Genomic DNA, 12,325 nt, shown 5'->3' on the forward strand with positions numbered 1-12,325 from the left:
CTCCGCCCCATAGCAACCTATGGGTTATTCGACTTCAATACTTTTCACTTTCAGTGAATCGCCAGCATCAACCCGCAGACGATCGCCCTGACATTGTGGACACTGCGCATCATGCTGGGTGATTTCCACAATCTGACTGCAATCCCAGCACCATGCCTGGGCTGGCTTGTAATCAATATGCAGCTCACAACCCTGAGCCAGCGTCCCCTGACAGACGATGTCGAAACTGAAACGAACGGCGCTCTCTTCAACGCAGGAGAGCGCCCCGATTTCCAGCCAAACACCGGTTACACGTTTGACACCGTGCTGCTCTGCCTGCTGTTGAACAATCTCAACCGCGCTCTGACAAAGGGACAGCTCATGCATTTTCGCAGTTCCGACGACCCAGCAGCAACGCGCGGCGATTAAGCTGCGGCGCATTCGGATCGCTAACCGGCAGCGATAACAGCATTCGCGCGCAATCGTCAGTCAGACGCATGCCTTCTTGCGCCGACATACTGTGCGAAAGCGGCGACATCAATGAGCAGGAAAGGTATTGCGATACGCCCTCCAGTTCACCAACGGTAAAGGTCATCTCGCCATACGGCAGACGCAGTCCGATTTTTTCGCTGACTTTACGCACCGGCCAGATCTGGTCCGGTCCGGGGAAAATCAGTGCGCTGAGCATCCAGGGCGTGATAACACACCCCGTCCACTGTCCTTCAAACAGCGTAAATTCAGAGACATATACCGGCATGTTCGGATGCAGGAAAGAGAGATCGTGCATTGAACGCCGGGCAACCTCTTCAAACGCTGCCTGAATTTGCATCTTCGGGGCCGTCTGAAAACCGACAAACTCCTCAGACATGAGCCGCCTCCCGCGGGATCGCTTCAACACCTGATTCGCGAAGCGCGGCAAGAACCTGCTCAAGCGCAGGTTCAATCATCGCTTCAACCGTTGGCGTTAGTCCGATATGCGGCTCCAGCGATTCCGGAATAACACCGACTAACGTCAGCTTTTTCGGAAACTCGCCGGTGAAACGCAGGGCCGACAATACGTCGGCCAGACCAAGCTGGTGCGGTGAGATTTTGTTGGTAAACAGCGCCGGGATCTCTTCATCCCGCAGGACCATCATCGTTCCTGGCGTGTTTTTCTTCGACACAATGGCGTCAGCAATGATCAGATGATCTCTGTTCGCCATATCACCGAGAAGCTCCATCCCAGCCGTACCACCGTCCAGAACATCAACAAAGTCTGGCAGGACGTACCGTTGTTCTAATGTTTCAACGATACGTACCCCGATGGCTTCGTCGGTCAGCAAAATATTGCCGACCCCTAAGACTAATATCCGCATTACAGAACCTTAACTGAGACCACTTCGTTCCCATCAACGTCCACCACATGCACCGCACATGACATACAAGGGTCGAAGGAGTGAATGGTACGAACCACTTCCAGCGGTTTGTTTGGATCGGCAATCGGCGTACCTACCAGCGAGCGCTCATACGGTCCCACTTCATCATTAAAGTTACGTGGGCCAGAGTTCCAGGTTGACGGTACTACCGCCTGGTAGTTGCTGATAATGCCATCTTTGATCACCATCCAGTGAGACAGCATACCGCGCGGCGCTTCGAGGAAACCGACACCTTTAAATTCACCCGTTGCCGGGATATCCGGTTTCACGAAGGTGGTGTGGTCGCCTTTGCCGATGTTCACAATCAGCGCGTTGTACTGATCCTGCAGAACGTTCTGCAGTTCACAGCAGTGAACGGTACGGCCAATAATACGGCCCAACGTAGAGTGCAACTGTGACACTTCGATAGTTTTACCGGTCAGCTTGGTGTAAATCGCGATGATTTCATTCAGCTTGGCATGGGTAGACTCGCGTTTGGCCGCCAGTTTACACAGCATGTTGGCCAACGGACCCACTTCAACCGTTTTACCGTAGAAGGTCGGTGCTTTAACCCAGGAGTACTTGCCGTCATCTGACCAACCGGTGTAATCAGGAACCGTTGTGCCTTCCCACGGAGCCTGTGGCGCTTCGTCTTTGTACCACGCGTGTTTCGCACTCTCCTGAATCCCTTTGATCAGGTACTCATCGGAGTGAGAGGTGATCGGACGATAGGTCGACAGATCTTCATTGGTGATGTAACCACCCGGGAACAGGAAGCTGCCGTTTTTACCGTCAGTAGGGAATTCCGGTGCGCTCAGATAGTTAACCGCACCTTGACCACGTTCCAGCCACTCAGGGTAGAACGCAGCAATAACTGCGGTATCAACCTTGTAAACCTGCTCAACGAAGTCGCTCAGCTTATCGATAAAGGACTTGATATACATCAGGCGCTCAAGGTTCAGCACGCCAAGGCCGTCGAGGTTAATTGGGTTAGCAACCCCGCCTACCGCCAGGTTCTGAATGTGCGGCGTTTTACCGCCCAACAGCGCCACAACACGGTTAGCATCACGCTGGCATTCCAGCGCCTGCAGGTAGTGAGCGACCGCAATCAGGTTCACTTCTGGCGGCAGCTGCATCGCCGGGTGACCCCAGCAACCGTTGGCAAAAATGCCTAACTGACCGCTGGCAACAAGGTCTTTGATCTTGTTCTGAACCTTAGTGAACTCTTCTGCGCTGTTCAGGTGCCAGGAGGACACGCCGTTCAGCATGGCAGACGCTTTCGCTGGATCTGCTTTCAGTGCAGAGGTGATATCCACCCAGTCCAGCGCAGAGAGCTGATAGAAGTGAACAATGTGGTCATGCGTAGTGTGCGCGGCCAGAATGATGTTACGGATATACTGTGCGTTCACCGGAACATCAATATTCAGCGCGCTTTCTGCTGCACGAACGGAAGAGATAGCGTGAGTGGTAGTACAAACGCCACAGATACGCTGCACAATCATCCAGGCATCGCGCGGATCGCGGTTTTTCACGATCTCTTCCATGCCGCGCCACATGGTACCGGAAGCCCATGCTTTAGATACCACGCCATTTTCGATTTCGCAGTCGATGCGTAAATGACCCTCAATACGGGTTACCGGATCAATAGTAATTCTCTGGCTCATGCTTTGCTCGCCTCATGACGATTTTGATCGTTTTGTTTTAAAGGAGGAAGTATCGGCAGTAGACGAATGAGTACGATGTATGCACAAATCTCAATAGCCACAAAACCAATAGAAATCAACAGTTCTTCCCAGGTCGGGAAGTAGTGGTAGCCACCACCTGGATTGAACGCCACCAGCGAATAGGACAGACGCCATGTCGCACAACCCAGCAATGCGCTCAGCGCAGACAGATACAGCATGCGTGAGTCGTTACGCAGCTTAGTGACGCGCAGCACCACCAGCGGGAAGACCATCAGCACGACTTCAATCCAGAACATCAGGGAGTAAAGATCGCCTGAGAACGCATAGGACAGCTTGTCGCGATAGATCAGTTCGCCAAAGCGCAGAACCACGAAAATCGCCAACAGCACGCTGATGGTATTCGTCAGCTTGATGAACAAACTTTTCTCGTCCGGACCATTACCTTTCAGCCCGGCTTGTACCAACGAGCCTTCAAAGATGACGATCGAGAAGCCCATAATAAAAGCGGTTAATACGGAGAAAAGCGGCAACATTTCATAAGCTTGCCATAGCGGATGCACCTTATAGCCCGCAGAAATCATCAATGAACCCATTGAAGACTGGTGCATAGTTGGCAGCAGCGCGCCAAGGGCAATAATAAAGAACATCACTTTATTCAAACGTTTGAGAGAGACTTTCCACCCCAGACGTTCAAACAAAGCCGGAGCAAATTCCAGCGCCATGATGCCGATATAGATGGTCATACAGACCGCCGTTTCGAACAGTACCGAGTTCACGTTGAAGTGGCCCGGAATGTAGAAATACGGCAGGTTCCAGTAACGACCGACGTCAATGGTGATCGACAGACCACCCAGCGAGTAGCCAAACAGGCTCGCCAGCAGCGCCGGACGTACCAGCGGATGGTATTGTCCTCTGTTGAAAACATACACCGCCCACGCCAGAGCCCAGCCACCGCACGCGAAGCCGGTACCAATCAGCAGGTCAAACGCGATCCATACACCCCATGGGAAACCGCCGTTCAGATCGGAGACTGAGCCCAATCCGAAGACCAGACGTTTCACGATCAGGAGCATACACAGGACGATAAGCGGCCCAAAAATAATGACCGGTTTGCTGATTATTTTTCCGCCCAGCGGTTTAGGATCATGACTCATGATCGTCTCCTCCATCGTGATGGTCGTTTTTCGTGTTACGACGAACCAGCACGGTTAAGCCCGCCAGCGCAGCCAGGGGTAATATCATGCCCTTGTACAAGGAATGTTGAACATGTTCGGAACGCGCACCGGTTGAAAGATCATCCAGTTTCGGCAGATCCAAATCCTCGTAAGGAACGCCCGTCAGTACCATAACCTGTGTACCACCACCCTCTTTCTCGCCGTACAGATGGGGGTAATACTTCGGTACCGTATGCAGATAGGTATCGCCTGCTTTCACCGTCTGACGCGGATAGTGGTATTCGCTGCCAGGCTTCAGCGCGAGACGTTTTTTCGCCTCAGCCATCAGCTCTTCACGCGTACCAAAAATCACCGCACCGGCAGGGCACACTTCAACACAACCCGGTAAACCGCCTTTGTCCAGACGCTCAACACCTTTCTGGTTACACAGTTCACATTTGTGAAGCGCACCAAACGGGTTGTTGTAGTCATACTTAGGCACATTGTACGGGCAGGCGACCATGCAGTAACGACAGCCCGTGCAGACATCTTTGTCATAGTGGACGATGCCGGTTTTCGGATCTTTCTTCAGCGCGGAGACCGGGCAAACGGAGACGCAGTTCGGATCGACACAGTGCATGCACTGCTTCTTAATGTATGCGTAGCCGTTTTCTTCCTGGTCTTTGTTGACGCCTGTTCCGCTACGCCACACCTGGATGATGTTATTGGTATACGGTGACAGTTTGTCGTTGTTCGACCAGGTCTGCTCGCCTTCCGGGTTACGCGCCGGGAAGTTGATATCCTGACACTTGGTGACACAGGCTTGGCAGCCTACGCACAGCGTCGAGTCATAGAGCATCCCAAGAGAACCAGGGATCGGCGGACGGTTTTCTGCAGCCGCATGGCTGATGGACGGCGCAGCGCCCAACAGCAATGCCCCGCTGGAGGCTGCTTTAATAAAGTTACGTCTGTTCACGGTTATTCTCCCCGTGAGTCAGCGTTATCTTTCTTCTGCTGACGCCCCAGTTCACGAACCGCCATCACGCTGACACCGGCAACCAGTCCTACTACGCCACCAAGCAGCCCAATCGCCCCGGCAGAAATATTGCCGCCTTCTTTCATATTGACGTCAGGTTTCTCGGAACGCGGTGTTTGGTTTTCCACATGAGCAAGCTGGTGAATACCTTTATGGAAACCGACACCTTCTTCGTTACAGCCGTAGCAAGGGTGACCGATAGCCACCGGCCACACGCCGCCAACATCGCAGAATTGCAGCGTTGAGCAGTTGCCGTAGGTTTCTGGTCCTTTACAGCCCAGATGGTAGAGGCACCAGCCTTCACGGTGACCTTCATCGCCAAACTCTTTAGCAAAACGACCTGCATCGAAGTGCGGGCGACGTTCGCAGTGTTCGTGAATCAAACGACCATAGGCAAATGTCGGACGGTTTTTGGTATCCAGCTTCGGCGGCTTACCGTAAGTGATGATATGCGCGACCGTTGCAAGGAAGTTGTGCGGGTTCGGAGGACAGCCGGGGATGTTGATGATGGTTTTGCCTGGCAGAACTTCCTGCAAGCCGACGGCACCCGTTGGGTTAACGCCAGCAGCAGCAACACCACCCCACGCGGCACAAGAGCCGATGGCAATGATAGCGGCAGCGCCTTCTGCGGCCCGGCGGATATGATCTACGATCGGCTCACCGGCAACCATGCAGTAAATACCATTGTCTTTCAGTGGGATAGAACCATCTACAACCAAAACATATTGCCCTTTGTACTTCTCCAGAGCGTTATGTTTATTCTCTTCGACCTGGTGGCCGAAGGCGGCAGAGAGTACCTCATGGTATTCCAGAGAGATTGTCTCCAGAACGAGGTTTTCCACTGTAGGGTGTGTCGCGCGAAGTAGCGATTCAGTACAACCCGTACACTCCTGCGCACCAATCCAGATAACCGGTGGACGCTGAGGACGAGAAACTGATTCGGCCATTTCTGCGGCGGCTTTGCTACTGAGCCCCATGGTAGCGGCCAGTGCTGCACAAAGCTTCATGAAATCACGGCGATTGATGCCGTTCGAATTGATGAGAGAGTTATCTCCAGTCATTTTATAGTTATTCCGTTGCGAAGACCTGGCTTTTATTTTGCACCTTTCGCATGTTGCATATTGCGATCGGCGCGCCATTTACCACACTTTTTATATGGTTATGTGCATTATAATACTTCGGCGGAGCAACAAAACGAAGGCGTAGGTCAATAGTGTAATTAATTAAAGCAAGATAATACCCCTTTCGGATCAAGCTTCGAGACGATAGCCAGCCATGAAAAAACGAATTGTTGTACTGGACTGGTTCTCTTTAAAGAAATCCATAACCATCTCTTTATCCAGCCCATAGCGACGCGTGAGGATCCCCGCTTCCCACGCGCTGAGCTGTCGATCGCCCGTTTTTTCAAACATTCGATGAGAAAATCCCAGCACAAAACCGCGTTTATAATCAGCACAAAAATTGGCCGCCGTGCGTGCGCTATCTGCACTTGACGCGTTTAATCCGGCCATCAAGCCTTTTCCAAAATGGTTGTCCATGCATAACCTCCAATCGCTATATAATAAATTATATAGCGATTTTTTAAGCAAAGACCAGAGGTATCACGTACTTTTTTATGCCCGCTTAAAAGGACACCCATTCATCCTTTTTAGCGGCCGCAGACGTTTTGCTGTCTGCTGAAGGGGAAGCGGTACTGGCGGCGGCGTACTGCACATCGTTTGCTGAAAGACGGAACTGTTGTACCGAGCGTTGCAGCTCTTCCGTTTGCCGTTCAAGCGCCACAGCCGCGGCGGAAACTTGCTCTACCAGCGCGGCGTTCTGTTGCGTTACGCTGTCCATCTGCGTGATCGCCACGCTCACCTGCGAGATGCCCTTATTCTGTTCTTCTGAGGCAGAAGCAATTTGCTTCATGATAACGGTCACTTCGGTGGCTCCGCGCAAAATTGCCTCCATGGTTAATCCCGTCTCTTTAACCAGTCGAGCGCCCTGATCGACGCGACGCGACGATTCGCCAATCAGCGTCTCAATCTCTTTCGCCGCCCCGGCGCTACGGCTGGCGAGGTTACGCACCTCACCGGCAACAACGGCAAAACCACGCCCCTGCTCACCTGCTCTGGCAGCTTCAACTGCCGCGTTCAGCGCCAGAATATTGGTCTGGAAGGCAATACTATTAATAACAGACGTAATTTCCGCGATCTGTTTAGAGCTGGCGGCAATGCCGTCCATCGTCTCAACCACTTCTGAAACCAGGCTGCTCCCTTTACCTGCCGTCTCTGTCGCCGTATCGGCAAGCTGGCTGGCTTCACGCGCGTTTTCGGCGTTCAGTTTTACCGTTGCGGTCAGTTGCTCCATGCTGGCAGCGGTCTCTTCCAGCGCCGCAGCCTGCTCCTCAGTACGCGATGAGAGATCGTTATTGCCGGTGGAAATTTCCGTAGCCCCTCGCCAGATGTTGTCACTACCTGAGCGAATTGTGCTGACGGCTTCGCGCAGGCTGTCCTGCATCGCGCACAATAACGGCACCAGTTGGCCCACGCAGTTACGGCCAAAATCTTCGATTGGATGGCTGAGATCGCCCTGAGCAATCTGTTGGAACTGTTGGCGGATACGTCCCAGGGGTTTCACCATCATGGCGACGAGGTAACGGTCTGTGAAGAACAGGAGGGCAATACCGAGGATCACGGCGGTAATAATTAGCGTCCGGATGATAGACGTTTTGCCATCGACCATGACGCGCGTGGTATCAAGCCGCTTACCTGCCGTGGCGTTAAAACGTTCGACACTGGCGCCAAATTCACGGCTCAGCGCTGGCGTAACGGTGCTGGCATGCTCCGCAAAGGCCGTAAGCGTGCCCTGCTGCGCCAGTTGCATTTGCGGAATCACCCCGTTATCCAGCAGCGCCTGCCACTTCGTCAGTACCGCCGCGGCAACGTCCGGATCCATAGGCCCCGGAGACAACGTTTTCATCTCCTGGAGTTTTTTGCTCATATTCTCCAGGGACTGCTGCGCTGGTGCAAAATCAGGCGTTCCGCCGCTCATTTTGACATCCATGGCGCGACTTAAGCGCGTTACGAAGCGAAAATACTGATCGTTCCCCTGACTGAGCACCGTCATCTGATGGACAAGATGACGGTCAATATCATTGCCTTCAGATATTTTTGATAAAGAATGAAGACTGAATAAACCCACGCCCGACCAGAGCAGGCAAAAAAGTCCCAGTATTGCCAACATGACAATACGAATAGTGAAGTTTTTCAGCAAACGCATAATAATTTCCTTGCCGTTGATGAGGAATTCGCCATCAGGCGATACTTATCCTTGTTATCGGCAGGCAACAGAGAAGATATAATGCATTCTTTATTTTTTTACTTTCTTAAGTACATCCAATATTATTTACACTATATCAACATGAATGCTAATGAAATTAGCTAGCATTATTATTCAGATAATTAACCTGAAGCATTAAATAATCCCTTGTTTTCTATCGTAAATATTTGTTAAACCATGCAAGAGTACGCTCCCAGGCCAAATCAGCGGCAGCATTATCATAACGCGGTGTCGAGTCATTATGAAAACCATGATTAACGCCGGGATAGATATATGCCTCAAAGACTTTCTTATTGGCTTTGAGCGCCGCTTCATAGGCAGGCCATCCCTCATTAATTCGGGTATCTAATTGCGCATAGTGCAGTAATAAAGGCGCTTTTATTTTAGGGACATCTGATGCAGGAACCTGACGCCCATAAAAAGGCACTGCGCAGGCCAGTTCAGGAAAAGCAACGGCTGCGGCATTCGATACGCCGCCACCGTAGCAAAATCCGGTGATACCCACCTTTCCCGTCGCGCCTGAATAACGCTGCATAAATTCAATGGCGGCAAAGAAGTCGTTCATCAGCTTTACGGGGTCAACCTGCTGCTGCAACTCCCGACCTTTATCATCATTGCCAGGATAGCCCCCCACTGAACTTAATCCATCAGGCGCGAGTGCAATATAGCCCGCCTTCGCCACCCGCCGTGCCACATCCTCAATATACGGATTCAGCCCACGATTCTCATGCACCACCACTACCGCCGGAACTTTCCCCGTCGCTTTCGCAGGTTTAACCAGATACCCACGCACATCACCATGCCCTTCGGGTGAAGGATAAGTCATGTATTCCGCCAGGATATCAGGATCGGTGAACTCCACCTGCGTTGCGAGGGCATAATTGGGTTTCAATACATTGAATAATGCCAGCGCCGTCATACCACCGACTGCATATTTCGCAGCAAGATTGAGAAACTCGCGTTTCGTTATTTTGCCATGAGCGTAATAGTCATAGTAGTCGAGCAATTCTTGCGGAAAGTCTTTGGCAGTTAGACGCGACATGGCAGCACTCCGGATCGATGTTTTTTTAAGCAAAGCACAGTGGTCTGTTTTTGCCCAGTTTTTCATTCCAGTGTGACCTGGTGAACGGGATATTCACCATGAACCCGCTAGAATAGAAACGTTGTTTCGAAATTCACCTGCACTAAGGAGATCTCATGGACTGGTTTGCCAATCCTGAACGTTACGAGCAGATGCTCTATCGCTACTGCGGGCGCAGCGGTTTACGTTTACCCGCGCTATCACTGGGTTTGTGGCACAGTTTTGGGCACGTTCAGGCGCTGGATTCACAGCGCGCTCTGCTGCGTAAAGCATTTGATTTAGGCATCACGCATTTTGATTTAGCCAATAACTACGGGCCGCCTCCGGGCAGCGCAGAAGAGAATTTTGGCCGATTATTGCGCGAGGATTTTGCACACTATCGTGATGAACTGATCATCTCCACCAAGGCAGGCTATGACATGTGGCCAGGGCCATACGGTTCTGGCGGTTCGCGCAAATACCTGCTCGCCAGCCTCGATCAGAGCCTGAAACGCATGGGCCTCGACTATGTCGATATCTTTTACTCTCACCGCGTTGACGAAAATACGCCAATGGAAGAGACCGCCTCAGCGCTGGCCCATGCGGTGCAAAGCGGTAAAGCGCTGTATGTCGGCATCTCATCCTATTCCCCGGAGCGTACGCAGAAAATGGCCGAGCTGATGCGGGAATGGAAAATTCCGCTGCTGATCCACCAGCCTTCTTACAACCTGCTTAACCGTTGGGTAGACAGCAGCGGTCTGCTGGATACGCTGGAATCCAACGGCATGGGCTGCATCGCATTTACGCCGCTGGCCCAGGGGCTGCTGACGGGGAAATACCTCAACGGCATTCCGGAAGGTTCACGCATGCAGCGTGAAGGGAAAAAAGTTCGTGGGCTGACGGAAAATATGCTGACGGAAGAAAACCTTAACAGCCTGCGTTTGCTCAATGAGATGGCGCAACAGCGCGGACAGTCGATGGCGCAAATGGCCTTAAGCTGGCTGCTGAAAGACAACCGGGTGACGTCGGTATTAATTGGCGCCAGCCGACCGGAGCAACTGGAGGAGAACGTTCAGGCGTTGGCTAACCTGACGTTCAGCGCCGAAGAACTGGCGCAGATCGATAAGCATGTCGCGGATGGTAAGCTGAACCTGTGGCAGGCCTCATCTGACAAATAGCCGTTTGTAACTCTGTGCCGGGAAGCGGCGTTAGCCTCCCCGGCACGTAACAGGGCCAGCCAATCCCTTCACACCTCTTCCGCTTTGATCTCTGGACGTTGAAATTCCGGCCACACCAGCGCGACAAGGGCAGGATAAGCCTCCAGACTGAACTCCCTGAAGCACTGGCGTAAGTTAAGCACATCCAGATCGGCATGTGGGACTTTCTCACCGCTCAGACAGCGCTTTTTTATATTGTCGTAATATTTATACACCGCAGAGTTGAGATCGCTACAACGCCGCTGTGCATCAAATAGCCCTGGCGTCTCATTTAGCTCCACCATTGTCATCCGCTTGATCGTGGAGTGGATAAAATCGATATATTCGTGATTAACGCGCCAATACCATACTGGGGTAATCGAATTCATCAGTACCGAAAAATGATCTTCCCCCTCTTCTTTACTCAGCATTTCCGGCTGGTTTTCAGAGTGCCCATTTTCTGCATATCGGTTTTTATTTGCACTGCGCATCAACAAAAGTACCCCGCAGGTAAGCAATAGCAGGGTAATAACAGAATAAAATATACTGTTCATATACTGGCTCCATTTTTTTTGATTTTAAAATTACGCCATGCTATTGTCAACGCAGCTTGGTTTATTTAGAACAACATATCATTGGCATCAAAGGATATTTCAACATGCTTCCCGAGCATCTTGTTCCCTCGCGTTTTCACTTATCCAGCTCATCTACTAATACCAGTTCCACAGATAATAGTGAAAATTTGACTCAGGGAAAGAGAACATTAAGCGATTACGAACCCGATATTTTGATTAGCTCTACCGCTAACGGCCAGGCGCGCAATATGTTATTTGAAGAGTGCGATCGCCATTTAAAAGAGCGCCTGTTTCGTGCCGCAAAAATTGAGTCCTTCACTCGCCTGCTCAATTCACTACAAGCGGAAGGCGACATTAACGCTCAAGAATTAAGTAAAATTTTATCTACAAAAACAGCCAGCGTAAATGAACAGGGCAATAAAATTTGGCTTAATTTAATTACACGTGAGACCAGCGATCCTATTTTTTATTCTCTGGAAGAGAAATAAAATGAAAGATGTTGAGGATAATAATGTTTATTTGGCTTTAGATGACCATAAAAGCGATGAGTTTGTCTTAAAGCAAAATTTAGCCGTATTGATTGCCAATAAAAATGCGACGTTGGAAAGCGTTGCCCAGGAGATGGTCTCTATTCCCGCCGCGCTGGTGCGGATGAAATGGCAAAATCGTCGCGAAATTTATGCGCTACAGGCGAAAGAAGAGATCTATGGCGCCGCGATTGAAGCCATTATGGAGCAGCAACCAGAACTACGGGACAAAATCATGGCCCGGCTGGAGAGCACATACCAGCATATACTCAAGCGAGAAACAGCCACCTTACGCCTGACGCGTAAACTGTCTGAAGGGAACTACGAACCCACCAGGATAACGGCAGTCGCACTGGATGAGGACAGATAAGGGCGTCTGGGGAGAGCTGAATCAG

Annotated in this window: 14 protein-coding genes; 3 read left to right on the top strand and 11 right to left on the bottom strand. The window is 51.3% G+C overall.

Going from position 1 to position 12,325, the window contains the following annotated elements:
* Positions 1-24: 24 nt before the first annotated feature.
* From hypA to yghX, 10 genes are all read right to left on the bottom strand, one after another.
* Positions 25-366, bottom strand: a complete 342-nt coding sequence (gene hypA / locus WC7_RS05965; protein WP_016154489.1) for a hydrogenase maturation nickel metallochaperone HypA — start codon at positions 364-366, stop codon at positions 25-27.
* Positions 359-847 carry a hydrogenase-2 assembly chaperone gene (gene hybE, locus WC7_RS05960; RefSeq protein WP_016154490.1) on the bottom strand — a complete coding sequence of 163 codons (489 nt, stop codon included), beginning with the start codon at positions 845-847 and terminating at the stop codon, positions 359-361. Before hybE ends, hypA begins: the two co-directional genes overlap by 8 nt.
* The gene (locus WC7_RS05955) at positions 840-1,334 is read right to left on the bottom strand and encodes a HyaD/HybD family hydrogenase maturation endopeptidase (protein WP_016154491.1); all 495 of its coding nucleotides are present in this window, start codon (positions 1,332-1,334) and stop codon (positions 840-842) included. Before WC7_RS05955 ends, hybE begins: the two co-directional genes overlap by 8 nt.
* A complete protein-coding gene (gene hybC, locus WC7_RS05950) occupies positions 1,334-3,037 on the bottom strand; it encodes a hydrogenase 2 large subunit (protein ID WP_003024476.1) in 1,704 nt (567 codons plus the stop codon). Before hybC ends, WC7_RS05955 begins: the two co-directional genes overlap by 1 nt.
* Positions 3,034-4,212: a Ni/Fe-hydrogenase cytochrome b subunit gene (gene hybB / locus WC7_RS05945; RefSeq protein WP_016154492.1), complete on the bottom strand. Its 1,179-nt coding sequence runs from the start codon at positions 4,210-4,212 to the stop codon at positions 3,034-3,036. Before hybB ends, hybC begins: the two co-directional genes overlap by 4 nt.
* Positions 4,202-5,188, bottom strand: a complete 987-nt coding sequence (gene hybA, locus WC7_RS05940) for a hydrogenase 2 operon protein HybA (RefSeq protein ID WP_003828357.1) — start codon at positions 5,186-5,188, stop codon at positions 4,202-4,204. Before hybA ends, hybB begins: the two co-directional genes overlap by 11 nt.
* A 2-nt stretch (positions 5,189-5,190) precedes the next feature.
* Positions 5,191-6,309 carry a hydrogenase 2 small subunit gene (gene hybO / locus WC7_RS05935; protein WP_016154493.1) on the bottom strand — a complete coding sequence of 373 codons (1,119 nt, stop codon included), beginning with the start codon at positions 6,307-6,309 and terminating at the stop codon, positions 5,191-5,193.
* A gap of 189 nt (positions 6,310-6,498) precedes the next feature.
* On the bottom strand, positions 6,499-6,786 hold the full coding sequence (locus WC7_RS05930) for a DUF2623 family protein (protein ID WP_016154494.1): 288 nt from the start codon (positions 6,784-6,786) through the stop codon (positions 6,499-6,501).
* Between the two features lie 85 nt (positions 6,787-6,871).
* Entirely contained in the window at positions 6,872-8,512 is a 1,641-nt protein-coding gene (locus tag WC7_RS05925; protein WP_016154495.1) for a methyl-accepting chemotaxis protein, read from the bottom strand.
* Positions 8,513-8,726: 214 nt separating this feature from the next.
* Positions 8,727-9,614: a YghX family hydrolase gene (gene yghX, locus WC7_RS05920; protein WP_016154496.1), complete on the bottom strand. Its 888-nt coding sequence runs from the start codon at positions 9,612-9,614 to the stop codon at positions 8,727-8,729.
* Between the two features lie 155 nt (positions 9,615-9,769).
* On the opposite strand from yghX, the gene WC7_RS05915 reads away from it, so the two are divergent.
* Positions 9,770-10,810, top strand: coding sequence for an aldo/keto reductase (locus WC7_RS05915; RefSeq protein ID WP_016154497.1), 1,041 nt, complete (start codon positions 9,770-9,772; stop codon positions 10,808-10,810).
* A gap of 68 nt (positions 10,811-10,878) precedes the next feature.
* On the opposite strand, the gene WC7_RS05910 is transcribed toward WC7_RS05915, so the two are convergent.
* Positions 10,879-11,382 carry an ESA_00282 family adhesion-associated protein gene (locus WC7_RS05910; RefSeq protein ID WP_016154498.1) on the bottom strand — a complete coding sequence of 168 codons (504 nt, stop codon included), beginning with the start codon at positions 11,380-11,382 and terminating at the stop codon, positions 10,879-10,881.
* Positions 11,383-11,486: 104 nt separating this feature from the next.
* Between WC7_RS05910 and WC7_RS05905 the strand changes: the two genes are divergently transcribed.
* The gene (locus tag WC7_RS05905) at positions 11,487-11,891 is read left to right on the top strand and encodes a hypothetical protein (protein ID WP_016154499.1); all 405 of its coding nucleotides are present in this window, start codon (positions 11,487-11,489) and stop codon (positions 11,889-11,891) included.
* A 1-nt stretch (position 11,892) separates the two neighbouring features.
* Positions 11,893-12,300, top strand: a complete 408-nt coding sequence (locus tag WC7_RS05900) for a hypothetical protein (RefSeq protein WP_016154500.1) — start codon at positions 11,893-11,895, stop codon at positions 12,298-12,300.
* Positions 12,301-12,325: the final 25 nt, after the last annotated feature.

Source organism: Citrobacter sp. KTE151 (assembly GCF_000398845.1).
In the GTDB taxonomy this organism is placed as follows: domain Bacteria; phylum Pseudomonadota; class Gammaproteobacteria; order Enterobacterales; family Enterobacteriaceae; genus Citrobacter; species Citrobacter braakii.